Below are 23,278 nucleotides of genomic sequence, written 5' to 3' on the forward strand. Positions count from 1 at the left end.
GGCGGCACTGCATGCTGCCGAGGCGGACAAGCAGGCCGTCGATATGGCGGACTTCGACGAAGCGATCGACCGCGCGATGACCGGCATGGAACGCAAGAGGGCGGGTCAAGGTAATCGGCCACCTTGTGTTTTCAATCGCCCTTTCGCACGCCCGGTTCGGCGCAACACTGAGGGCGAATGCTCGCGTGGAAACACGATTTTTCGGGACGGGGCGCGAGATCGGCGATCACTCAAAAAGGGTCAACGGCTCGCGCTGACGCGAGCCGAACGCCGCGAGGCGCGACAAAGCCCCAGATTGCCTGAGCTCGAGGCCGTTCTTGTAGCCCGCCATCTTTTAGCATGCCTAAACATGTTCGCAACTCATCGTTTGAAGTAGTACGCCAGCGTGGGGATACAGGTATTCGTGACGGTCCACATCTGGATGACATATGTTCTGGTCGAAGTAAGTCGGCGTTCGGCGCAACCGGCATTTTCGTGCACGCGACGACGACTCGAGTCTATATCCCGTCCCCATAGGGGCCAGTCATGCGCTCTGCCATTTGAACACGGTGCGGGTTCCGCCTACCCGCCCTCCGCGCTATCGCCCTTACCAGGCGCTACACGCCTTAGGGGCGGCCGGGGTTTTCGATCGTTCCCGCCGCCCGTGACGGAGACGGGACGGTCCAGCATTCGTCGCAGGAAAGTTGCAGCGCGAGGACCCGGAATGGCCTCCCGCGGAATCTCGCTTTGCCAGGCAACGGTGAAGTTATTTATGCCAATCCGCCTGCTGGAACAGCCGCCGTCATGCACAGTACCGCACGCTCCCGCGCGCAAAATATCGCGTCAATGTGCAGGCGGCTTCCTCCGCTACACAGGCCGCCGAGCGACGCAACTCCGATCGACCTCCATTATCGAACTGTACCCGATCAGGGCGAGGGTCCGGTCGATATCCTCCTTGATCATTGCGATGACATCAGACACACCGGCCTCACCTTTCGCGGAGAGCCCATACAAGGTGGCGCGTCCGAGCATGACGGCCGTCGCACCCAATGCGACCGCCTTTACCACATCGGCTCCTCTTCGAATGCCACTGTCCAGAATGAGATCCGTGGTCGGAGTCGCATCGGAAATGCTCGGCAATGCGTCGATCGGTGCAGCAAGATCCGCAAGCTGTCGTCCTCCATGATTGGAGACGATGACACCGTCGGCGCCGATTTCCACGCATCGTTCGGCATCCTCAGCCGTCATTATGCCCTTGACAAGCAGCTTCCCGGGCCAGTCGTCGCGCAAGCGGCGGAGGTCGTCCCAGCCGAAGCTCGCGTCCATTTCCCGCCGCAGCACGGCAGCCTGCGAGGCGGTATCGGACGCGTCATCGGTCGCGAAGTTCTTCAACTGCGGCATACCATTCGTTAGATAGGACCAGAGCCAACGGGGATGTGAAATGCCATCGAGAGCGCCTCGTGGAGTGACTTTGAATGGCATGGCGAACCCGTTTCGCAGATCACGCTGCCGGAACCCATTCACTGCAACGTCCGTGGTCAGGATCAACGTCGAATAGTTTGCCGCACGCGCTCGGCTGACCAGGCTCTTCGCCAGATTCCGGTGTACCACGTATAACTGGAACCACAAGTCTCCGTCCGCGCCCCTCGATACCTCTTCGATGGACATATTCGACGCGGTAGAGAGTGCGAACGGAATGCCAGCCTTGCTCGCAGCGCGTGCAAGCGAAAGATCTCCGTTGGGCCAGAATGCACTATTGAGACCGGTCGGCGCGATAACGAGCGGCGAGCAGATTTGTCTTCCCAGAAGCTCGGTAGACTGCACACGCGTGCTCACATCGATAAGGCGCCGGGGGCGCAATTCCCACCTGTCAAAGGCCGCGCGATTGTGCCTCAGGCCGGACTCGTCGTCAGCCCCGCCTTCCAGATAGTCGAATACCATCCTTGGTAACCGGCGCCGAGCCTCGGAACGATAGTCACCGACGGAGAAGATCCCGGGAAATGCTCTTGTCATGATTGCGTCTTGCGTGATTGAAATGGAAAGCGGGGAAAGAAAGCAGTTTCTTACCGCTCCTCACGTGACCGTCGAGCGCCAACCTCAGACGAAGACCAGCCGCAGTTTGACCGGCAGCAACACATCGATTTATTGCCAGAATCAGTTCGTGATGCACAAGCCAATCCGGAACAAAATCGCAGCCGGTCACGTGGTGCCTGTTGCGACAGACCGCGCCGTCTTAACGCTGCGGCGATTGCGACTGGTAGGCGGAGCGAGAAAGCGCCGCCCATCCCAGTCGCTGTTGCCGCGTTACTCAGTGACGACTTGAGTGACCAGCTGCTTCTGACGCAGCGCCGGGATATGGTTTTTGACTGCCGACAGCGAAATCAGTACCAACAGCATTGCGACTCCGAGCATCGCGAGATAAAGGGTCGCTCCGCCTACGGTGATGACGATGGCGCCAGCGAATGCGCTAAGAATGGCACCTAGTCGTCCAAACGCGAGCCCCGAAGCGAGGCCGGTTGCTCTCACGCGGGTCGGATAAACATACGCACACAAGGCGTACATCGTCGACTGAACTGCGTTGACAAAGAGACCGTGGACGCCCAGACCGATAACAAGGAGGCTCGTGTGAGTTGACACGTCAACGCCTCGTAGGAAAAAGGCGCTCGCACATCCTCCCGCGCAGCACACCAGGAGCGGCCAACGCGAACCAAAACGCGTGATGGCCAAGGCGCAGATGAGTGCGCCGAAGACGCCGCCCAGGTTGTATGCGGTCAGGCCCGAACCCGCAATTGCCACAGGAAGCCCTTCCGATGCGAGCATGGTAGGTAGCCAGCTAAAGGCGGCATAGACTGCCAGCAGACACATGAAAAACGCACCCCAGATAGCAATGGTGTTGCGTCGCTGACCCGGCTCAAAAAGTGACCCGAAGCCGTCGCGTTGCTCGAGCCTTTGCTCGGCGGCGTCAATGAAAATCGTCTGTGCACTAACCGGCCGCGACATTTTCGAGAGGAGCGCGTGCAACTCGGTCCAGCGCTGCTCTTTGCGAGCAAGAAAGCGGGGAGACTCCGGAAACACGAAAAACAGCAGAATGCCAAGTGCCAAGGGGATCGTGCCACCGATGAAGAACAAGCCACGCCAACCGAAGGTCGGCAAAACTGCACCGGCGAAGAATCCAGCAAGCATGCCTCCGAGCGGCACGCAAACGATGGTCGATGTGACGGCGAGCGTGCGGCGACGTGCAGGCGTGAACTCTGCCGTCATCGTCGTGGCACTCGGAAGCGCTCCGCCGATGCCCAAGCCCGCGATAAACCGAAGCGCGGCAATCATCGTTATGTTTTGGGCAAGTCCGATGGCACAGGTTGCGGCGCCGAACACCACGACGCTACCGATGAGCGCCCAGCGCCGCCCAAATCTGTCGGCAAACAGGCCAGCGCAAGCGCTCCCGACGCCCATGCCAACCAGACCCGCCGCTACGGCCGGCGCGAACGCGTTGCGTGTTATGCCCCATTCTTTGATGATCGTGGGAATGGCGTAACCGATGAGTTGGCCATCGAAGCCATCCATGACGATCGACATCGCGGCCAGGCAAACGATCAACTTCTGAATGAGCGTAAATGGTCCGTCGTCGAGAAGACTGCCGATGTCGGCAGTCTTTGAAGTGCTGAAGGTCTGCGAATTCATTACACGGCCTCCGCGCACGCTTTGGATGGTCTGTCGATTGCAACAGGGTCTGCGACGTCGCGCGGCGGTATAGCAAAATAAATCTTCATGACGGTGTCTCCTGGGTACGCTGCGCCGTGGCTGACCGACGCGTCTTTTGATGCATGAACGCGGACGTTTGTTGTTTGTGTCGTTGTCCGCGGCTATCTACTGCGTAACGGCTGATGCGTTTCGCGCGTCAATAAGCCTGACGAGTTTGGCCAATGTCTCGGTGTGCGGAACAGACACGCTGAGACTGCGGGCCACATCGACGACTGCGCCGTTGATGCCTTCGATCTCTGTCTTCCGCCCGGCTAGAACGTCTTGCAGCATCGACGGCTTGTGACCGCGGTGCTGCTCAATCGCATGAACGATGCTTGCCGAGCACACGCTCAGATCCGCGGCAATTCCGCTGGCATTCGCCACTGAGATGACCTCGGCGGCAACGGTCAGTGCCAGGCTCTTACTGTCCTCCAGCAGTCCAATCTGGTCCACCGTGGTTCCAGTGACTGCACAGATGCTGTTGAGAGCGGCGTTGAAAGCCACTTTTTCCCAGATAGCTGCCCAGACGTTGTCGTCGACCTGACAATTCAGTCCAGCAGAATGGAGGGCTTCGGCGACGGCGCCAACTTTGGAAGTGCGTTCGCCGTCGGCACTCATCATCTGAATTTTCCCTTCGCCGTGACTACTCACCGAGCCAGGCCCGACGAGGTCCGCTGGCCACGTTGTGACGCCAACGAGTACATTGGAAAGTGGCACGAAGTCGCGAATCGCCTCAACGTTTCCCAGTCCGTTTTGCAGCGTGAGCACGGCGGTTGTCTCGCCGAGCAGATGCTCAATGCCGGACAAGGCCACGCGGGTGTGCATCGACTTCGTGAAAACCAACAGCAACTCAGGCGTTTTGTCCGTCGCTCCAGGTCGTACTGCGGCGATGTTCTTGATGGCGCGAGTATTGCCATCTGTCTCTACGCAAAGGCCGTTCGCACGAATCGCTTCTAAATGCGGTTGATTGATGTCGACCAGCGTCACTGAGTGACCGGCTTCCGCGAGGCGACCGCCGAACAACGACCCCATCGCTCCTGCACCGAGTACGGCAATTTCCATAATTGACATGTCGACCGTGGCTGCGGTCTTACCTTGAGTTGTCGAATGCGTTGACGAGAGTGACGGGGCGCAACTCAAAACGGATAGTGTCGCGGGGACGTTTGCACAGTGATCCAGCGCAGGTCGGTGAACGCGGCAATGCCTGCGTGTCCACCAAAGTGGCCAAAGCCACTACCCTTGACGCCTCCAAAGGGCATCTGTGCTTCGTCGTGGACGGTCGGCCCGTTGACGTGGCAAATCCCGGACTGGATGCGGCTAGCTACCCGCATCGCGCGCGCGACGTCGCGACTGAACACGGCCGCAGCAAGACCGTATTCGTTATCGTTAGCGCATCGGATCGCTTCTTCTTCGCCGTCAACGCGCACGATTGCCTTGACAGGGCCAAACGTTTCTTCGTTGTAGATCCGCATGTTCGGCCGGACGTTATCGACGAGCGTTGCAGGCATAAGCGTGCTGTCTGCTCTTCCTCCGCAGACCAGGGTTGCGCCTTTGAGCAGGGCGTCATCAATCAAAGCGTTGCATCGCTGTACCGTCGCCATATCGACAACGGAGCCCAGGACGACCGGCCCCTTTCGCGGGTCGCCGAGCGGCAGCGCTTTAGCCTTTTCACCAAGTTGAAGGACAAACTCGTCGGCGATTGCCCGATCAACGATGATGCGCTCGGTGGACATGCAGATTTGTCCTGAATTGGCGAAGGCACCAAAAGCTGCACCATCGACGGCTGCCGCGATGTCGGCGTCCTCGAGCACGATCAGCGGGGCCTTTCCGCCTAATTCAAGAACGGACGGTTTGAGATGCCGTGCGCAGCTTTCTGCAATGATTTTCCCGACCTTTGTTGAGCCCGTGAAATTGACACGTCGGATAGCCGGATGCGAAATCAGCGCCTCGACAACCGGACCTGCGTCAGCGGGCGCGTTGGTCACGAAGTTGACGACGCCTGCGGGCAACCCTGCATCCATGAAGGCTTCCGCAATGAGTGCGTGCGTCGCCGGGCAGATTTCCGAACCCTTCAGTACAACCGTGTTACCGCAAGCGAGTGGAAGGGCAACTGCACGGACTCCAAGGATGACAGGCGCATTCCACGGCGCAATCCCGAGGCATACGCCTGCCGGTTGCCGAACCGCCATGGCCAGGCTGCCGGGTACGTCGGACGGAATGACTTCGCCTGAAATGTGCGTGGTCAGTGACGCTGCCTCCCGCAGGCCGTCTGCGGCCAATCGCACGTTGAAGTCAGCCCAGATGCGCGAAGCGCCCGTTTCGGCCGCCATCGCGGAAGCAAACGCATCCGCCTTTGCTTCGAGCGCTTGCGCCGCGCCAAGGAGATAGGAACGACGCCGCGTCGGGCCCAACTGAGACCAGTGAGAAAACGCGACAGCAGCTGACTCCACTGCGTCACGAACATCGTCAAGCGTACACGCAGGGGCCACGCTTGCGACGTCCTGATCCAAGGGGTTAGAGCGTTGGAATGTCGCGCCATTACTCGCGCCGACATGCGCTCCGTTGATGAGCATCAAAATTGTCTTCATAGTCTCCGCCGTATGTTTCTCTTTTTTCGAACGAGGTCCGTCAGGCAACCACGACCTCTACAAGACGCGGCTCGCCCGCCTCGAGGGCTTGCTTCAACTTCTCAGCAAGCTCCGCGGCGTCCGTGACACGGAGACCTTTGCAACCCATGCCTTGGGCAAGCGACACGAAATCCAGACCCGGAAGATCGGTACCCTGAACCGGGTCGTCGGAAGCGAAGCCAAACACCGGCGCAAACTCTTGAAGCGCGGCGTAGCGCTGGTTGTTCAAAATCACAAACGTGATGGGCAGACGCATCTGCACGGCGCTATAGATCGCCTGGATGGAGTACATGCTCGAGCCGTCGCCGATCAGTCCAATCACTCTGCTGCTGGGAAGAGCGAGCGCAACGCCGACCGCTGCAGGCATGCCGTAGCCCAAACCGCCGCTAGCCATCGTGAAAAACGTACTGCTCCTTGTGAATGGCAGATACCGTTGCATGACCGGGCGAGAACTCGGTGCCTCTTCAACGACAACGTCGTTCGGGTCGCGAAGCTCAGCCAGGGTCTGCAGCGCGAAGGCGACCGACATCACGGGCGACGCCTCAGCACGGGGTGGCCTGGGCCGAGGCTCAGGCAAAGGGCGAGCGCCAGGTGCTGCCCGCGCCAGCAGGTCAAGCACGCCGAGGCGGACATTACCGACCACGGCAGTCCCCGCAGGCGTCCACGCCGCGACATTGGGGTCGTCGATGAGTTGATAAAGGGCCGTGCCGGGAGGCACGTGCGGGCCTGTACCTTCGACGTGGTAAGAAAAAGCAGGCGCGCCAAGGACTGCGATAACGTCGTGCCCATCGAGCAGCGAGACGATCTTTTCACGCATCGCAGGTAGGAATCCCGCGAAGAGTCGGTGGTCCTCGGGGAACGAACAACGAGCGCTCATCGGCGCGACAAACACGCGTGCGTGATGTCTCTCGGCCAGTTGAACAACTTCCTTCCATGCGCCAGCCCGGTCGACACCCGCACCCACGACGAGAGCAGGCGTTCTCGATGCGTCCAGCGCTGCGCCGAGTTTCGCCAATGCCTCCGGGTCAGGACGGACCGAATGGCTGACAGTCGCGCGCTCATGAAACTCCGCAGGCTGGTCCCAGTCATCCACGGGAATCGAAACGAAGACAGGCCCGCGTGGCTCCTGCATTGCAATGTGATACGCGCGCTCGAGTGCACGCGGCACGTCTTGCGCACGCGCGGGCTCAATCGCCCACTTCACGTATGGCTTGGGCAACTCGACTGCCTGTGCGGCGGAGAGGAACGGGTCGAAGGGCAAGATCGAACGGGCTTGTTGACCCGCCGTAATAACAAGCGGCGTCTGATTCTTGAATGCCGTGAAGATGTTGCCCATCGCGTTGCCGACGCCGGCCGCGGAATGGAGGTTCACCAAGGCTGCGTTTCCGGTCGCTTGCGCATAGCCATCGGCCATCCCGACGACTGCCGCTTCTTGTAAGCCCAGGACGTATCGGAAGTCGGCAGGGAAGTCCCGAAACATCGGAAGCTCCGTCGATCCAGGGTTAGCAAAGATCGACGTCATTCCCAGTTCGCGCACAAGCTCGATGACGACGTCCCTGACGGTGGCTCGTGTCGACGGACTGCTTCCCTCGCCTTGTTTGTCGCTGCCTGTCATTGCAATTCCTTTTTCGTTCAAGAGCGTCTGCTCTTCGGTAAAACGAGTATGGAATTTGGAGGCATGCTTGAATATTGCTTTTTTGCGCGAAACCATTTACCTTCAGGTTAAGGTCTGGAACTGGTGGAAATTCTCATATTTTTAGGTACGTGTCTGTTTATGAAGAGTTTTTAAAGGTCCACCTTGCGTTGATGGCCGATGCTGCAGGCCAGTGTCCTCAGGGAACACCCCGAGATGCGTCCTGGCGCGTTCCGCGGTCTGACGCTTGCCGGCATCGAATTGACCTGCGCGAACTCATGACCTACAACCTCCATCAATTGCATGCTTTTACGGCCATCGTGTCGTCCGGTAGTCTCGGAAGGGCCGCAGCATTGCTCAATGTGACTCAGCCAGCACTAAGTCGAACGATCAAGCGCCTGGAGGAAGATGTTGGCGCGTCGCTCTTTGAGCGGCACGTGAAAGGCATGCAGTTGACGGACATTGGCGCTGCGTTGCTGCCGCATGCTCAGCTTCTATTGCGCGAGGCAGAAAATGCGCGCGAAGAAATCGACGCGATGCGCGGACTCGCCAAAGGAACGATCAAGGTGGGAGCAGTAGGCAGTCTTGCTGCCCACTTCCTTCCTTTGGCCGTCGATCGTGTCCTAGGGAAATGGGGCAACTTGCACGTCGAAATAATTGAAGGCGTGTGGGACCGCCTCGCCGAGGGGCTCATCAATTACGAGATCGACCTCGCTCTAAGTACGGCTATCAATGACAGCGACGAGATCGTGGCCGTGCCTGACTGCCGATGGGAGGACAACAGCTTTGTGGTAGCGGCTTTCGGCCATCCATTGCGCAAGAAACCTAAGCTCACTCTTGCCGACACGTTGACCGCGCGATGGGCCATCCCTCCCAAAGGTACAGCCCCTTATGAACACATGCGAGAGACGTTCCTCTCCCGCAACCTCGACATGCCGGAAATTGCTGTCCGGACGCGGTCGGTGACAGTGCTTAAAAGTCTGGTAGCCGAATGCTCGTTTCTGAGCTGGATGCCCGAACCAATGTACGACGCTGAAAGCAAGGCAGGGATCATGGGGACTCTGCCAATTCCGGGAATTAGCGCGGCCAGAACACTGACAGCGTTTAAGCGCCGCAATGGGATACTGCCACGGCCAGCCGCGCGTCTACTCGACGAACTCAGAAGCTTGACCGAGCGCGGCATGGCATTGCAGACCACGCGATAAGCCCTATCTGCTCGGCTGGTTCGGCATTCTCGTCGAAGCGCCGCCATCTTCCGGCGAGTTCATCCATGCGCGGCACGATCGGGGCTGCGCGCTCACCAGCATGCGCTCGCCGGGCGTGTAGCGCATCTGTTTCCAGTGCGATCCGAAAGGAACAGTCATCGCAAGCCATAGGCCGGCCCGATTCCCTGTTACAGCAACCGCAACGCGAGCACATCGAGAGAGTTAAGCGTTAAGACTCCGGTAAGGAAGGTTGCCCAAGATGATCTGCAACCAACGGAGATTTTCGTGAGCAAATCATTTCATTCGCTGCCGGCCGGGTACGGGGTGCTCGTGCTGGTCTTCGCCGTGATCTCAATGGCGACAGCCAATGCGGCGACGCCATCAGAACTTCTCGGCACTTACCGCACGCAGTCTGGCAATACTGAGCCCGCCCCGTCGCGCGGGCAACAGTTCTTCAATTCCTCACACGGCCATGAGTGGCGTTGCGCTTCGTGCCACGGCGCGGTACCCACGCAGACGGGGAGGCATGTCGTCACCGGCAAGTCAATCGCACCTTTGGCTCCGGCGTTCAACCCGGACCGCTTTACCGACGCCTCGAAGGTTGAGAAATGGTTCCGCCGCAACTGCAACGACGTTGTCGGACGCGAGTGCAGTGCAGCGGAGAAAGCGGATCTGATTGCGTGGCTTCTGACGCTCAAGCCGTAGCCGGCTCCCTCCACTATCGAAAGTCCGTCCCCGGAGCGACTCCCATGCAGTTCACGCTCGTGCCCCGTCATCTCGTTTGCGTCGCCGCTGTTATCGCTACCTTGATGCCCCCGATCGCCGCGGCCGAATCAGAAGGGACGCCCAGCCGGGTCGACGTGCTCGCAAAGTATCGGCAGGAATGCGCGACCTGCCATATCGCCTACCCGCGGGACATGCTCCCTGCCGCGTCATGGCAGCGCATTGTGGGTAACCTGCAACACCATTTCGGCACCGATGCGTCACTCGATGCCGACTCCGTCAGGCAGATTTCGGCGTGGCTCTCCGAAACTTCGGCGGGAGAAGCGGCCGCGCGCGCTGCTCCGCCCGAAGATCGCATCACCCGCTCTCGCTGGTTCCGGCAAGAGCACGCAGAAGTGCCTGCCGACACATGGAAGCGTCCGATGATCAGAAGCGCGTCGAATTGCGCGGCCTGCCATACCCGTGCAGAACAAGGAAACTTCAATGAACACTTCATCCGCATACCGCAATAACAAGAGCACCCGCGATACGACCCAACGTCGTATTCTGGTTTGGGACGCTCCCGTACGGCTCTTCCACTGGCTGTTCGCGGCCTGCTTTGCGGGCGCATGGCTGACCGCGGAAAGCGAGCATTGGCGGCTCGTGCATGTCGCGCTAGGCTACACGGCGGGTGGTCTCGTGATATTTCGACTTGCATGGGGGCTGATCGGGACGAAGTACGCCCGCTTTTCCAGCTTCGTTCGCGGCCCTTCGTACGTGGGGCGATATCTTGTTGGGATATTGCGCGGCCATCCGCAACGCCATGTTGGACACAACCCGGCAGGCGCCGCCGTCATCGTCGCCATGTTGGCTTTGGCATGCGCAGTGACCGTCACCGGTTGGGCGATCTTCAACGATGTCGGAGGAAACTGGCTGGGTGAAGTGCACGAGGCGTTGGCCAGCATCATGCTTGGGCTGGTTGGCGTACATGTGGCCGGCGTCGTCGTGAGCAGCTGGCTTCATCGGGAGAATCTGGTTGGCGCGATGCTGAGTGGATACAAGTTCGGCCAACCGGAAGAAGGCATCAAACGCGCATGGCGAACGGTAGCGGCGATTGTGCTCGCCAGTGTGCTGATGTTCTGGTGGTGGCAGTGGCAAGTCGCACCCGCGCCGATGACGCCCAATGCCGCAGCAACTGCGCACCAGACCGCCAGCGAAGATGCAGAGTGACGACCTTCAAATGTTAAGGACATCATGCGTATCCTTCTCGTCGAAGACGATCCGTTGCTTGGCGATGGAATTCGCGCGGGGCTTCGGCAAGCAGGGTTTCAGGTCGACTGGGTTCGCGACGGCCAGGCTGCCGAGACCGAACTGCGTACACGGTCCTACGCGGCCGCCGTTCTCGATCTCGGGCTGCCGCTCAAGGATGGCATCGACGTCCTGTCGTCGGTGCGTCACGCGGGCGTGACCGTGCCCGTGCTTGTGCTGACTGCACGCGATACGGTTCTCGATCGTGTCCGGGGACTCGACATCGGTGCCGACGACTACGTCGTCAAGCCCATCGATCTTCTGGAACTCGCCGCGCGCCTGCGAGCGCTCGTGCGTCGCGCGCACGGTCAGCCGCAGGAAAGGCTGGAGGTGCGGGACGTCACGCTCGAACCCGCTGCGAGACTTGTCTACCGGAACGGAGAACGCATCACCGTCTCCACCCGCGAGTACGACCTTCTGTACGTACTGATGCTCAACGCGGACCGAGTCATGTCGCGCGAACAGTTGGAGCAGGCCATGTACGGCTGGGGTCAAGAAGTGGAGAGCAACGCAGTTGAAGTGCACATCCATCGCCTGCGCGCCAAACTCGGCGGCGACCTGATCAGAACAGTTCGTGGCGTCGGCTACGTCCTGATGCGAGAGGGTTCCGCTCCGTGATGATCCTGCCTCGCTCATTGCAGGGACGTTTGCTGGTGCTGGTCATTGGCGGCGTGGTCGTCGTATGGCTGATCACTGCGCTGTTCATCTGGCGTGACGCCCGCCGGGAACTCGACGAACTGCTCGACAGTCACCTCGCGCAGGCAGCTGCACTGCTTGTGGTCCAGCAGACACAATCGATTGACGACGACGATGGCGAGGTCGATGCGCGCGTTCCGCATCCCTATGCACCGAAGGTTGCTTTCCAGATTTTTCACGAAGGAAAGACAGTCGTGCGTTCGGCCAATGCACCGGCTGAACCGATGATTTCCGTCAATGGCGAGTTCGGACAGGGTTTCGCGACGGTGCAACTTAATGGTGATGCGTGGCGCGTGTTCGCCGTGCACGGAACGGGAAGGGATACACGCATTTATGTCGGTGAGCGTATCGATTCGCGCACGGACATACTGCTAGCGGTATTGCGCGGAACATTGTGGCCCATGTTGGCCGCGCTGCCCCTTCTTGGACTTGCCACCTGGTGGGCAGTGCGACAAGGCGTGATGCCGCTCAAGAAGCTGGGGCGCAGCATTGCCCAGCGTGGGCCGGATGATCTGGCTCCCGTCATGATGACGCAAACGCCTGCCGAAATGTCCCCGGTGCTCGAAGCGCTCAACCAGCTATTCGAGCGTATCCAGACGGTATGGGACGCAGAACGCCGGTTCACTGCCGATGCCGCGCACGAGTTGCGCACACCTATCGCGGCAATCAGGTCGCAGGCTCAGGTCGCGTTGGCAGAAACGGACGATCGCCTCCGTCAGCACGCGCTACGCGCCACCATCGAAGGTTGTGACCGTGCGACGCGTCTCGTTAGCCAGTTGCTGGTGCTTTCAAGACTAGATTCCGGCGCCACCCTCGAATTCAAGCGGGTCAATCTGAGCGCACTTGCGCAACGGGTGGCCGCGGAACTTGCGCCGACAGCGATCGCGAAACGGCAGTCGCTAGAACTCGACGGTGCAACGCCCTGCCACGTCATCGGCAACGAAATATTGCTCGCGGCTTTGATTCGCAACCTCGTGGAGAATGCCATCCGTTACAGCCCGCCTGGCGCGTCCGTGTTCATCAGAACGGCGACAGATGACGGCAAAACGCTTCTGCTGGTTGAGGACAGCGGTCCTGGCCTCGCCGATACGGATCGTCGGCGATTGGGTGAGCGCTTCTTTCGTGTTCCGGGTACCGGCGAAAGCGGCAGTGGTCTTGGTTGGTCGATCGTCCAGCGAATCATCGCCCTTCACGCGGCAACAGTCGATGTGCGCCGCTCTAGATGTCTCGGGGGGGCTTGCAGTCGAGGTGACGTGGCATGCTGCCGATACATGATCTGCATCAACGCGCCATGCCCCGGGCGGCCGTCCTTCATTCAGCTCGACTGCGAGTCCCCGGCCGGGCGGTTAGCGACGTTGCATTTCACAAAGCCTGCATCGCCGCATCGATGACGAGCCCGCCGGGTAACAGTTCCCGGCGAGGAAACTTGACCAGCACGAACGACCGAATCGCGGCCCGCTTGCCTGGAATGCGGGCGAAATGAAATTCGATATCTGTCCCTGCCTTGCTAGCCGGCGCTTGTACGACATTCATGGAATCGATCCGAATATGCCTGCTCTTTATGTGCAGATGATCGGCAGGATGCTGGAACACGTTGCAGACACACTCCAGTTCGAGTTCGAGCGATTGCTCAGGCACTCTGAGTCGCGCAAGCGCACGTGAGTTGTTCTCGATCTCTGTCTGGATGCGAGCCAACTCATCCGGCGCGGTCGCCGCAGGTTCACCGACTACGCCACGTAAGCCCGCGCCCTGGCTTTGAAGCAAGGCAATGCGTTTGTCGATGAGGGTTCTCGACTGATCTGCCAGATCGCGCCGGTTTGCCGCAAGGCTTTCGAAACCAGCCAACGCCAGCTGATCGATCAGTCTGCATCCGATTTCGTCACGTAATCCCTCCTCTGAACCGCTGCAGATTCTGACGCGATGGTCACTGAAACACAGCGTGGTTTGCGGCACGTCGTGACGGATGGAATCACCTTCGAGCGCAACGCCCAAAATGTGCCGCTCGATCATTGCCATGCCCAGCACCGCATATGCCTCGGTCAATCCCGCGTCGCGCTCGAACAGCGCGCGTAATGCTTCCGAGCGGCTAAATGCTTGGGCCAGATCGCCAGGCGTGGCGAAAAGTGACCGCATCACCGGGTCCGACGACCACGCTTGTGCATTGGCATCGCGCACTGCTGGCAAGGATGCGACAAGATCGTCCGTGTAGCTGAGTGCCGTATGGAGCGATTGCGCCAGACGCGCCTCGTGGCGACGCGCGCTTTTCAGTCGTGGATTCATTGCAAGCACGCGTGCGACTGCGTCGCCGATCCTGCTCTCGCTGTCCGGGTCCGACGGTGCCCGCCGGTGCAGCAGGAAATCGCTGAGCAAGCCCATTTTTCGCTCTCCGGTTGGTTTGTCCTTGCTGCTTCCGCCTCCGTGCGCTCAACCGGCTTCTGTGCAACATTGAGCCGGTACAGCACTACTTGCGCCATGTCGCGATTGGCGGGTCCTGCGCGGTAGTGAGCAGCGAGAGAAGACAGGGGCAGCCAGGTGGTGATACGAAGAAAAAGACCCGCCAGGCGTCGCCTTTGCGAGGGTTCCGGCTATGCAACCGGCGGGGTTCCAATGTCAGCAACAACACCAGACAGCCGGGAGGTGAAACGAAAGCGGCCGCTGGCAAAGTTACGATAGGAGGAAGTCGGCGTGACCCGTTTGATTTGTATCAACGGGGCTATGACGGAGCCATTATCAGCGGCGAACGATAGTATCGATCGGTAACCGGATCTGGACGCGAAATCCACCATCCGATCTGTTCACGAACGACGCGTCACCATTGAGTTGCCGGACGCGCTCGCGAATGCCGAGCAGGCCCAGCGAGTCCGGCTTGTTACCGGTCGCTGAAGCGGCGCCGCGTCCGTTGTCATCAATGCGCACTTCGCATTCCTGGCTTTCAAGCTCGATCGCGACGACGACTTCTGTCGCAAATGCATGACGCGCGACGTTGGTCAGCGCCTCCTGAACGATGCGAAAGATGGCGGTCGCGGCGGTATCGCTGAAATCCAGTTCTCCCACAGACAGCTGGGTCTTCACCTTGATCCCGTAGCGTTTGCCGAACTCATCCGCCAGCCACTCGACGGCGGGCAGCAATCCCAGATCGTCCAGCATGGTGGGGCGCAGATTCGATGCGATGCGCCGGATCGCACTCATTGTGTCGTCGGCCTGCCCCACTAAACCGCGCGCCTTCGCGGCAGTCGCCGAGGTGTAGTGACCGGCTTCGACCTCCTGCTGCAGGACGACGGCGCTCATCTTCAAGGCGGTCAACTGCTGGCCGAGGTCGTCATGCAGTTCGCGGGCGATCCTCTTCTTCTCCTCTTCCCGCGCCCGCTCGGTCGCTACGGCGAGTTCGCCCAGGTGTTCGAGCTGCTCCAGCCGCTTATGCTCCGTCAGGTCACGTGTCACTTTCGTGAAGCCCTGGAGCGCGCCCTTGTCATCGCGAATCGGCGTGATAATAGCGTCCGCCCAGAAACGCGAGCCATCGCGCCGGATGCGCCATCCTTCGGCTTCGGAGCGACCCTGCATGGACGCAGTCTCGAGCATGCGTTCGGGCAAACCCGCCGCCCGTGCTTCCGGCGGATAGAAGACGGAAAAATGGCAACCGATAATTTCGGCGGCACAATAGCCTTTTATCCGCTGCGCTCCCGTATTCCAGGAAGTCACCTCGCCCGTCGGACTTAACATGAAGATCGCGTAGTCTTCGACGCTGTCGATCATCGCCTGCAGACGTTGCTCGCTTCTGCGAAGTCTTGCTTCGATCAGATGCCTGTGCGAGAAATCGTTCGTGACGGCTGCAAAGCCAGCCAGATCGCCCTGCTGACGTCTCTGTGCGACGATCAGCACGCTCGCCCAGAACCGTGTCCCGTCCTTCCGCGCATACCATCCCTCATAACATGCTTGCCCGGTCGCTGCGGCTCTGGCCAGAATGTCAGAGGGATCGGGCATGCCAGCCGACGCGCCCGGATAGAGTACCGAAAACGGCTCGCCGAGGATTTCCCCCGCCTCATACCCCGTGATGCGTTCGGCGGCCGCATTCCATGTCTCGACCTGGCCATGCGTGTCGAGCGTGAAAATGGCGAATTCGCCTTCGATATCCATGGCGAGATGATAGCGGTGTTCCCCGGAAGCCTTGTCTTCCGGCCCCGCCTTGTCGTCGCCCGTGCCGCGTGCACTCGCGCTGCTCATATGCGCCTCCCGTCATCGACACTGTGTCTGATTATCCGACTGGCCGGGAAGGACTGTACGGCTGCACGCGAGTACTGCAGAACGCGTTTCACAGCACAGGGTCGCCGAGCTCCGGATATTCATTCGCGAGAATCCCGAAAACGTCAGCGGCCCGTGCAGGCAGGTTGTGTGCGAGGTGCCGTTGCAGATACTCGTCGGACCTGAGCCATGAATAGGCTCGGCTCACGTCGTCGACGGTGGGTTTGAGGCGCATGATCTTCATCACGACATCGTCTTCGAAGGGCCCGATGATGGTACGTATCTCATTGGCCGTCGCTGCCGGTGCTTCTGTCACGGGTGATGCCTTCATCATTTGCTCCCCTGGCAGGCCGCGGTCATGCACGACCTGTTTCCCATTACGTCGAATGTACGGCCGTCCTGGCCGTCGCTGTTGGCCTCGATCAAATGGCGGACCGCCGCCCCTGGTGCGGCGTGGCGAACCGAGCGAGTGCGAGCGGCCAATCGGATCGAAGATGAGCGAGTGCTAAAGAATCGGGGTGGCCATCGCACCGTGTTCGATCGCGATAGGGTTTGCTTCACTCGTGTCTACATCGCCGGGAGCGCCACCGGATACTCCATATGGCTGTTCACCTCTTTCACTCCGGGCACGTTTTCCGCAGCCACTCGAATAGCGTTGCTCTCTTCATCGCTTGTGACGACACCCCAAAGATGCACGACGCCATCCTTGACGAGGATACTTTCGCGCGGCAGCGACCAACGCGTGTTCTTCAGGGCGGCCACAACACCGTCCCGGATCGACTGATCATCCGTCGACGCCGATGCGTCTGGCCCGGTAACGATGCTGGCAAGTGCGCGGATCAGATTCGCGCGGCTCACCACACCTGTAACCCTTCCGTCCTTTACCACCGGCACGCGCTTGATTCGATGGCGTTCGAGCAACTCCGCGATCTCGCCAACCGGCGTATCTTCGCTGACGACGACGACTCCCGTCGTCATCAGATCACTCACCTTGTGGGAATGCTCCCTGACATATTCGCTCGCCAGTTCGCGAGTCGACGCCAGAAAATCCAGCCACCAGGCGCGCTTCGCCACCCCTGTGCCGATCTCGGCGCGGTGCAGCAGATCGCCCTCCGTAATCATGCCGACCAGCTCGCCTTTTTCATCGACGACAGGCATGCCGCTAATGTGGTTGTCGGCCAACGTCCTGGCTGCTTCCTGCACCGTCGTATCGGGATGTGCAAACGTGACGGACGTGGTCATGACATCAATTGCGCGCATTCTCGCTTCCTCCATGATGGTTGCGTGAACGGCAGGCATCTGCGTCCAGCCTTCGAACAACCGTCAACGCGTAACTCAATCTTCGGCCAGCGCCGCCCCTTGTAGTTGATCGATATCAAGCGAGGTGAGATATCGGACATTCGGCAATTTCGGTCACGAAGGCGGGAAACGGGTTCTGAATGGATGTCGATGGTCTCGCCAGGATCGTTGACGCGCATCAATGGCGCCACGCACGGAGCGTGCTTAATAGATACCCGGGACCGCAAAACAGAGCGGACGCTTCGAAGGTGGGCTCATCATGCACCCGACACCATTTACCACTGGGCCACTATCCAAATGCCGCTCGCGCGATCCCGATCCGGCACACCAGTGGCGAAGTCTTGATACAACCCGTCACTCGCCGCGTGCGCGTGCGTCATTGCTATCCGTTGCAGAGCATATGAAAGACGCTCCTGATTACCCATCTGAACTCGCCTCACGTGTACAAGGCCTGATCGAAAGTCCGACCTATCTTCAGGCAGACGAAGACCTCGCATTCCTCAGACGCCCTGAGATGTGCGGCGTCCGGTTGCAACTCGACTACTGGAAGACGGAGGAGGCACTGCAGCGCCGTGCGATCGACCACACGATTGTGGTGTACGGCAGCACCCGTATCCCCGCGCCGTCTGTCGCGCGTCAGCGAATCGAGGACGCCCAGCGCGTGCTGCAAGAAGCATCCGGTGATCGGCGGGCGCATCACGCACTGCAAGCGGCGAAATCTGAACTTGAACGAAGCCGCTACTACGACATTGCGCGGGAATTGGGCCGTATTGCCGGTTCAGCACAATGCAGCGGTGCACTGTCATCGCTTGCGGTTGTGACGGGCGGCGGGCCGGGGATTATGGAAGCTGCTAATCGGGGAGCATTCGATTCGGGCGCGCCGAGCATCGGCTTGAATATTTCCTTGCCGCGCGAACAGGCACCGAACCCGTATCTCACGCCCGAACTGTGCTTCAGGCTGCATTACTTCGCCATCCGCAAGCTTCATTTGCTGGAACGGGCGCGCGCAGCTGTGTTCTTTCCCGGTGGATTCGGCACGTGCGATGAGCTGTTTGAGGTCTTGACGCTGCTTCAAACGCAAAAAATCAAGCCGTTGCCTGTTGTTCTGGTCGGAGAGTCTTACTGGAGGCGCGCAATCGACTTCGACTTCATGATAAGCGAGGGCGTGATTTCGCAGGACGACATGCGCTTGTTCGTTTTCCGTGAGACGGCTGAAGCCGTATGGCAGGCGATCGTCCATTGGCACAACACGCGTGAAGCGACCGTGTGACCTCGTGCAAATGCCTTGCATGGCCCGCCAGGAAAATTCCGATAGCTGAACGCCGCATCCCTGGCCAATGTGCATCCTGCGCTGATAGCGGTTGCGCTCGCGACCGTCAATACTGCAATCATGGATTTCGAGTCTCTTCAGGCGCGGCCTGGACCGATGTGCACTGCGTCTGCGTCTGTCTATGGGGAGAACGATCATGTCATCCTCTGTCGCCATCGTTCAAGCGCGTGCTGCAAGCCGTTGCGAGCGTGCCTGCAACGCCGCCTGTGAAAACACGACAAAGTCGCAGGCCTCCGCGCTTTCCGACGACACTATCCTCGCCATCGCACGCCGCGCAGGCATGCAGGCGGTGCTCGATGGCCTGATCGGACGTGAACGCTATCACAGCGTAACGGGCTCGCTGTCGTCACTCCAACGTTTCGTCGCCGATATGTACAACCTGATGCTCGACGGGTCGCTGCGTAGACGCGCCGCGTTAAGCGCCCTTGCATTGCCTGTCGGCGAGGGCCCGTCTTCTCATTCTGATTGACACAAATCAATCGCTGTCGGATCGCGTGCGCCAGGCTCTGGTTGTCTACGACTCGAAAGCGTCCTCGCAATGCAGACAGCCGATACACGCAACGTGCGACCATTCCCCACGCTTTTGGAACGCCTCTGGCGGTCTTCCCGTGACGCAGTGCATCAGCGGTCCATGGATGCCGCCTCCCTGGAAGACTATGCTCAACTGTCAACCGAGGAGGCGCTCGCGCGGCTGAACAGTGCAGCAGGCGGGCTCGCCGCCGACGAAGCCGGACGCCGCCTCCGCGCCTGTGGCCCGAACCGTGTCGTCCACGATACACATCACACGCTCGTCGGCGAGCTCGTCAACAGAACGCTGAATCCCCTCAATCTGCTGCTCCTGGTGCTTGCGACGGCATCGTATGTTCTCGGCGATCCGCGTGCCGCGATCATGATCGGCGTAATGGTATTTCTTAGCACGTCGCTTAGCTTCGTACAGGAGCATCGATCGAACAAGGCCGCAGACGCGCTCCGCAAAATGGTGCGCACCACGGCGACCGTCGTGCGCCCGACCGGGCAGGATGGTCTGACCCACGTCGATATTCCCATCGAACAGATCGTGCCGGGCGACGTCGTGCTGCTATCCGCCGGAGATATGGTGCCCGCCGATCTTCGGTTGATTTCTGCACGCGACCTGTTCGTCAATCAATCGGCGCTAACGGGTGAATCGATGCCGTGCGAAAAGAATGCGCACGCCAGCGCGGTGCCCGTCGACTCGCAATTCGAGCTGTCGAATCTCTGCTTCATGGGCAGCGCAATCATCAGCGGCGTGGGCTGCGGAGTCGTGGTATCGACGGGCCAGACAACCAGCTTTGGCGCAATCGTCGATGTGGTTGCGTCACAGCGCGTGCAAACCAGCTTCGACAGGGGCATCACCCGGTTCACGTGGCTGATGATCCGTTTCATTCTGGTGATGGTTCCCCTCGTTTTCGTGATCAATGGACTGACGAAAGGAAACTGGTTCGAGGCCGTTCTTTTCGCGGTCGCCGTGGGCGTCGGACTCACGCCCGAGATGTTGCCGATGATCGTCACCGTCAATCTTGCGAAAGGTGCGATCGATATGTCGCGCAAACGGGTGATCGTGAAGCGCTTGAATGCAATTCAGAACTTCGGTGCGCTCGACGTATTATGTACCGACAAAACGGGAACCCTGACCCAAGACCGCATCATTCTGAAGCGTCACCTTGATATTCACGGCAATGAATCGGATCGGGTTCTCGAATATGCCTATCTGAACAGCGCGCACCAGTCGGGACTGAAAAACCTGCTCGACGTCGCCGTATTAAAACATGTCGAACTTCATGAGCAGCTCAAGGCCCACGAAAGCTTCACCAAGATCGACGAGATGCCCTTCGACTTCGAGCGCCGCCGCATGTCGGTGGTCCTCGCGAGGGACGATGGCGCGCATATCATGATCTCAAAGGGTGCCGTCGAAGAAATGTTTTCGGTCAGCACGCGTTACGCGATCGATGACCATACAGGTGCGCTCGACGAAAGTCACTACACGGCGAGCAAAGAAATCACCGATGCGCTCAACGCGGATGGCTTTCGTGTCGTCGCAGTGGCCTACAAGGAGATGCCCGCTGACCAGACCACATATACAGTGGCAGACGAACGGGAATTGACCTTACTAGGATTCATCGCATTCCTCGATCCGCCGAAAGAAACAGCAGCGGCGGCGCTTGCGGCGCTAAAGGCAAGTGGCGTGCAGGTGAAGATCCTGACGGGCGACAACGACAGAGTCACCCGAAAGATCTGTCACGACGTTGGGATCGAAGTGGACCGGATCGTGCTCGGCAAGGAGCTCGAGGCACTGACTCCAGCCGAATTCGCGGAGCTGGCCGAAAAGGAGTGCGTGTTCGCCAAAGTCTCGCCTTCGCAAAAGGCATCCATCGTCGATGCCTTGCATGGCAAGGGTCATGTCGTCGGATTCCTCGGCGACGGCATCAACGACGGGCCCGCCCTCAAGGCATCGGACGTAGGTATGTCGGTGGATAGTGCCGTCGACATCGCAAAAGATTCGGCCGACATCATCCTGCTCGAAAAAAGCCTTGCAGTGCTTGGCGATGGGGTTCTCGAAGGCCGGAAGGTATTCGGCAATATCACCAAGTACATCAAGATGGGCGCAAGCTCGAACTTCGGCAACATGTTCAGTGTGCTTGGCGCGAGCATCATGCTGCCGTTTCTGCCTATGGCGCCTATTCAGGTCCTTACCAACAACCTGCTTTACGATTTCTCGCAAACCAGCATACCCACCGATAATGTCGACGCTGAGTATCTCAGCGTCCCGCGCCGGTGGGATCTCGGCAACATTGTGAAGTTCATGCTTGTGATTGGCCCCGTCAGTTCGCTGTTCGACTATGCGACGTTCTTCATGATGCTGAAGATATTCGGCGCATGGAACAACCCCGCGTTGTTCCAGACCGGCTGGTTTGTCGAATCGCTACTCACGCAAACGCTGATCATCCATATCATTCGCACGGCCAAAGTACCTTTTGTCGAGAGTCGTGCGAGCTCGGCTCTCATTGCGACAAGCGTCGCAGTTGCCGTCGCGGGAATCAGCCTGCCTTTCGCCTCCATCGGCAAGATGCTCGGATTCACACCATTACCGTGGACGTATTGGCCCGCGCTGCTCCTGATCCTTCTCAGCTACGCAGCATTGACCCATTTAACGAAAACATGGTTTGTCCGACGATTTGGACTGGGCTGACGGAATGGATCGGCTCCTACGCGCTCTTCAAACCCACTCGCGGATTCGAGCCGTTAATGCAGCATCAAGATAGATACGGAACAGCGCCGCCACATTCCAATGAAGCGAAAACGAGTGGCAAGCGGACGTGCGTGGGACCGCGTGGGCATCACATGACGCAATGCTTGTGCGCGTGCACCGCGGCCATTTGTCGTGTCCATGCGCGCGATGCCGCCTCACGAGCGGCCGCCTACCCTGTTCTTACGCGAAGCGGATACTTCGTGCTGGGTCTACGCGAGGATCGAAGCGTCCGCAAAAGAGCGCTTCACTGCTTCGAGGGCATCAGTTCCTGATGCACGATGCGAAAGCGTGCGATATCTTGCGCCGGTACAGCACGTTCGCCCTTTGCGTAGGCTCGCGCCACATCGCGTGCGTCGCAAAGCCGCGTACCCGTTTGCTTCATCGTCGCGGCGGCAGCCGCGGTCGCGTAGGCGAGCGCTTCACTCGCGACGGCCCCGTGGTCGAGTGCCCAGATCAACCCGGCGAGGAAGCTGTCGCCTGCGCCGATGGCACTTCGAACTTCCGTTTTCAGCGCAGGCATGAACCACGTCTCGTCACGTGTCACGAGCACTGCGCCTTTCTCCGCGAGGGTGAGTGCGACCATCCTCGCCTTGCGTTCCGCGATCAACATTCGTGCCGCATCGATCTGATCTTCCACGTCGTTCAGCGGCAGTGTTGTCAACTCCCTCAGTTCGCTCAGACTCGGCTTGACGATATCGACGAGCCCGCAATCGAGGGCTGCCGCAAGTGTGAGGCCCGATGCGTCAACAGCGACACGGATGTTCGGGCGCGCAGCAACGGCAACACGGATGAGCTGGGCATAGGCATCCGGCGGTGCGCCGGGAGGCAGACTTCCGCTTAAAACGAGAAAGCGCGCAGAGCCGAGATTCGCAGACACGCTGCGCAGACATTCACTCCACTCCGCGGGCGCGAGCGTTGGACCAGGCAGCACAAAACGGTACTCACGCCGGGTCGACGTTTCCATCACAGAGAAGTTCTCTCGCGTTTCACCTTCGATGTCGACACAGTGCGTGCGAAGTGTCTCGCCGTTGAGCAAGCCGCTGAAGATGCGGCCCGTCGCTCCACCCGCGACGAACAGTGCAACGCATTCGCTGCCGAGGCGATGCAGTACCCGCGCAACGTTAATGCCCCCGCCGCCTGGATCGCGCTGCGCGGCTTCACATCGCAGTTTGTGCGTATCGACGATGCGATCGACGGACGTCGACAGATCGATGGCGGGATTCAACGTGACTGTGAGAATGTCGGTCATGG

Annotated in this window: 19 protein-coding genes; 9 read left to right on the plus strand and 10 right to left on the minus strand. The window is 59.7% G+C overall.

Annotated elements, in window-relative coordinates; genetic code table 11:
* Nucleotides 1-846: 846 nt before the first annotated feature.
* The 5 genes from H3V53_RS12855 to mdlC all read right to left on the minus strand — a co-directional run bounded on the left by H3V53_RS12855 (nt 847) and on the right by mdlC (nt 7,962).
* The gene (locus tag H3V53_RS12855) at nt 847-1,992 is read right to left on the minus strand and encodes an alpha-hydroxy-acid oxidizing protein (RefSeq protein WP_336598233.1); all 1,146 of its coding nucleotides are present in this window, start codon (nt 1,990-1,992) and stop codon (nt 847-849) included.
* Nucleotides 1,993-2,283: 291 nt separating this feature from the next.
* Nucleotides 2,284-3,660, minus strand: a complete 1,377-nt coding sequence (locus H3V53_RS12860) for an MFS transporter (RefSeq protein ID WP_336598234.1) — start codon at nt 3,658-3,660, stop codon at nt 2,284-2,286.
* 186 nt (nt 3,661-3,846) lie between these two features.
* Complete coding sequence (locus tag H3V53_RS12865; RefSeq protein ID WP_336598315.1) at nt 3,847-4,782, minus strand: ketopantoate reductase family protein; 936 nt, start codon at nt 4,780-4,782, stop codon at nt 3,847-3,849.
* Between the two features lie 74 nt (nt 4,783-4,856).
* Nucleotides 4,857-6,308, minus strand: coding sequence for an aldehyde dehydrogenase (locus tag H3V53_RS12870; RefSeq protein WP_336598235.1), 1,452 nt, complete (start codon nt 6,306-6,308; stop codon nt 4,857-4,859).
* A gap of 40 nt (nt 6,309-6,348) precedes the next feature.
* A complete protein-coding gene (mdlC, locus tag H3V53_RS12875) occupies nt 6,349-7,962 on the minus strand; it encodes a benzoylformate decarboxylase (protein ID WP_336598316.1) in 1,614 nt (537 codons plus the stop codon).
* Nucleotides 7,963-8,258: 296 nt separating this feature from the next.
* Here mdlC and H3V53_RS12880 point away from each other — a divergent pair, with 296 nt between their 5' ends.
* The 6 genes from H3V53_RS12880 to H3V53_RS12905 all read left to right on the plus strand — a co-directional run bounded on the left by H3V53_RS12880 (nt 8,259) and on the right by H3V53_RS12905 (nt 13,282).
* Nucleotides 8,259-9,185, plus strand: coding sequence for a LysR family transcriptional regulator (locus tag H3V53_RS12880; protein WP_336598236.1), 927 nt, complete (start codon nt 8,259-8,261; stop codon nt 9,183-9,185).
* A 285-nt stretch (nt 9,186-9,470) separates the two neighbouring features.
* Complete coding sequence (locus tag H3V53_RS12885; RefSeq protein ID WP_054924461.1) at nt 9,471-9,890, plus strand: DUF1924 domain-containing protein; 420 nt, start codon at nt 9,471-9,473, stop codon at nt 9,888-9,890.
* Nucleotides 9,891-9,934: 44 nt separating this feature from the next.
* Nucleotides 9,935-10,420: a diheme cytochrome c gene (locus H3V53_RS12890; protein WP_336598237.1), complete on the plus strand. Its 486-nt coding sequence runs from the start codon at nt 9,935-9,937 to the stop codon at nt 10,418-10,420.
* Nucleotides 10,392-11,117, plus strand: coding sequence for a cytochrome b/b6 domain-containing protein (locus tag H3V53_RS12895; protein ID WP_336598238.1), 726 nt, complete (start codon nt 10,392-10,394; stop codon nt 11,115-11,117). Before H3V53_RS12890 ends, H3V53_RS12895 begins: the two co-directional genes overlap by 29 nt.
* A 24-nt stretch (nt 11,118-11,141) precedes the next feature.
* Nucleotides 11,142-11,813 (plus strand): response regulator, encoded by a 672-nt coding sequence (locus H3V53_RS12900; protein WP_054924438.1) that lies wholly within the window; start codon nt 11,142-11,144, stop codon nt 11,811-11,813.
* Nucleotides 11,813-13,282 carry an ATP-binding protein gene (locus tag H3V53_RS12905; RefSeq protein WP_336598318.1) on the plus strand — a complete coding sequence of 490 codons (1,470 nt, stop codon included), beginning with the start codon at nt 11,813-11,815 and terminating at the stop codon, nt 13,280-13,282. Before H3V53_RS12900 ends, H3V53_RS12905 begins: the two co-directional genes overlap by 1 nt.
* Here the strand turns inward: H3V53_RS12905 and H3V53_RS12910 are convergent.
* From H3V53_RS12910 to H3V53_RS12925, 4 genes are all read right to left on the minus strand, one after another.
* On the minus strand, nt 13,254-14,267 hold the full coding sequence (locus H3V53_RS12910) for a hypothetical protein (RefSeq protein WP_336598239.1): 1,014 nt from the start codon (nt 14,265-14,267) through the stop codon (nt 13,254-13,256). The genes H3V53_RS12905 and H3V53_RS12910 overlap by 29 nt on opposite strands.
* A 354-nt stretch (nt 14,268-14,621) precedes the next feature.
* Complete coding sequence (locus tag H3V53_RS12915) at nt 14,622-16,112, minus strand: PAS domain-containing sensor histidine kinase (RefSeq protein WP_336598240.1); 1,491 nt, start codon at nt 16,110-16,112, stop codon at nt 14,622-14,624.
* A gap of 88 nt (nt 16,113-16,200) precedes the next feature.
* Nucleotides 16,201-16,464 carry a hypothetical protein gene (locus H3V53_RS12920; protein WP_419539485.1) on the minus strand — a complete coding sequence of 88 codons (264 nt, stop codon included), beginning with the start codon at nt 16,462-16,464 and terminating at the stop codon, nt 16,201-16,203.
* A gap of 233 nt (nt 16,465-16,697) precedes the next feature.
* Nucleotides 16,698-17,390 (minus strand): CBS domain-containing protein, encoded by a 693-nt coding sequence (locus H3V53_RS12925; protein WP_336598241.1) that lies wholly within the window; start codon nt 17,388-17,390, stop codon nt 16,698-16,700.
* Nucleotides 17,391-17,829: 439 nt separating this feature from the next.
* Here H3V53_RS12925 and H3V53_RS12930 point away from each other — a divergent pair, with 439 nt between their 5' ends.
* The 3 genes from H3V53_RS12930 to mgtA all read left to right on the plus strand — a co-directional run bounded on the left by H3V53_RS12930 (nt 17,830) and on the right by mgtA (nt 21,967).
* Nucleotides 17,830-18,699: an LOG family protein gene (locus tag H3V53_RS12930; RefSeq protein WP_336598242.1), complete on the plus strand. Its 870-nt coding sequence runs from the start codon at nt 17,830-17,832 to the stop codon at nt 18,697-18,699.
* Nucleotides 18,700-18,895: 196 nt separating this feature from the next.
* Nucleotides 18,896-19,228, plus strand: a complete 333-nt coding sequence (locus H3V53_RS12935) for a hypothetical protein (protein ID WP_336598243.1) — start codon at nt 18,896-18,898, stop codon at nt 19,226-19,228.
* 162 nt (nt 19,229-19,390) lie between these two features.
* Nucleotides 19,391-21,967, plus strand: coding sequence for a magnesium-translocating P-type ATPase (gene mgtA, locus H3V53_RS12940; protein ID WP_336598244.1), 2,577 nt, complete (start codon nt 19,391-19,393; stop codon nt 21,965-21,967).
* A gap of 304 nt (nt 21,968-22,271) precedes the next feature.
* On the opposite strand, the gene H3V53_RS12945 is transcribed toward mgtA, so the two are convergent.
* Nucleotides 22,272-23,276: a 1-phosphofructokinase family hexose kinase gene (locus tag H3V53_RS12945; protein WP_336598245.1), complete on the minus strand. Its 1,005-nt coding sequence runs from the start codon at nt 23,274-23,276 to the stop codon at nt 22,272-22,274.
* Nucleotides 23,277-23,278 lie beyond the last annotated feature (2 nt).

Origin of the sequence: Paraburkholderia bengalensis (assembly GCF_037126505.1) — a bacterium.
In the GTDB taxonomy this organism is placed as follows: Bacteria; Pseudomonadota; Gammaproteobacteria; order Burkholderiales; family Burkholderiaceae; genus Paraburkholderia; species Paraburkholderia bengalensis.

Excerpts from the sequence above, each read along its gene's own strand:
- H3V53_RS12855 (WP_336598233.1), bottom strand. The coding sequence starts at position 1,992 with ATGACAAGAGCATTTCCCGGGATCTTCTCCGTCGGTGACTATCGTTCC.
- H3V53_RS12860 (WP_336598234.1), bottom strand. The coding sequence starts at position 3,660 with ATGAATTCGCAGACCTTCAGCACTTCAAAGACTGCCGACATCGGCAGT.
- H3V53_RS12865 (WP_336598315.1), bottom strand. The coding sequence starts at position 4,782 with ATGGAAATTGCCGTACTCGGTGCAGGAGCGATGGGGTCGTTGTTCGGC.
- H3V53_RS12870 (WP_336598235.1), bottom strand. The coding sequence starts at position 6,308 with ATGAAGACAATTTTGATGCTCATCAACGGAGCGCATGTCGGCGCGAGT.
- mdlC (WP_336598316.1), bottom strand. The coding sequence starts at position 7,962 with ATGACAGGCAGCGACAAACAAGGCGAGGGAAGCAGTCCGTCGACACGA.
- H3V53_RS12880 (WP_336598236.1), top strand. The coding sequence starts at position 8,259 with ATGACCTACAACCTCCATCAATTGCATGCTTTTACGGCCATCGTGTCG.
- H3V53_RS12890 (WP_336598237.1), top strand. The coding sequence starts at position 9,935 with ATGCAGTTCACGCTCGTGCCCCGTCATCTCGTTTGCGTCGCCGCTGTT.
- H3V53_RS12895 (WP_336598238.1), top strand. The coding sequence starts at position 10,392 with ATGAACACTTCATCCGCATACCGCAATAACAAGAGCACCCGCGATACG.
- H3V53_RS12900 (WP_054924438.1), top strand. The coding sequence starts at position 11,142 with ATGCGTATCCTTCTCGTCGAAGACGATCCGTTGCTTGGCGATGGAATT.
- H3V53_RS12905 (WP_336598318.1), top strand. The coding sequence starts at position 11,813 with ATGATCCTGCCTCGCTCATTGCAGGGACGTTTGCTGGTGCTGGTCATT.
- H3V53_RS12910 (WP_336598239.1), bottom strand. The coding sequence starts at position 14,267 with ATGGGCTTGCTCAGCGATTTCCTGCTGCACCGGCGGGCACCGTCGGAC.
- H3V53_RS12915 (WP_336598240.1), bottom strand. The coding sequence starts at position 16,112 with ATGAGCAGCGCGAGTGCACGCGGCACGGGCGACGACAAGGCGGGGCCG.
- H3V53_RS12920 (WP_419539485.1), bottom strand. The coding sequence starts at position 16,464 with ATGATGAAGGCATCACCCGTGACAGAAGCACCGGCAGCGACGGCCAAT.
- H3V53_RS12925 (WP_336598241.1), bottom strand. The coding sequence starts at position 17,390 with ATGCGCGCAATTGATGTCATGACCACGTCCGTCACGTTTGCACATCCC.
- H3V53_RS12930 (WP_336598242.1), top strand. The coding sequence starts at position 17,830 with ATGAAAGACGCTCCTGATTACCCATCTGAACTCGCCTCACGTGTACAA.
- H3V53_RS12935 (WP_336598243.1), top strand. The coding sequence starts at position 18,896 with ATGTCATCCTCTGTCGCCATCGTTCAAGCGCGTGCTGCAAGCCGTTGC.
- mgtA (WP_336598244.1), top strand. The coding sequence starts at position 19,391 with ATGGATGCCGCCTCCCTGGAAGACTATGCTCAACTGTCAACCGAGGAG.
- H3V53_RS12945 (WP_336598245.1), bottom strand. The coding sequence starts at position 23,276 with ATGACCGACATTCTCACAGTCACGTTGAATCCCGCCATCGATCTGTCG.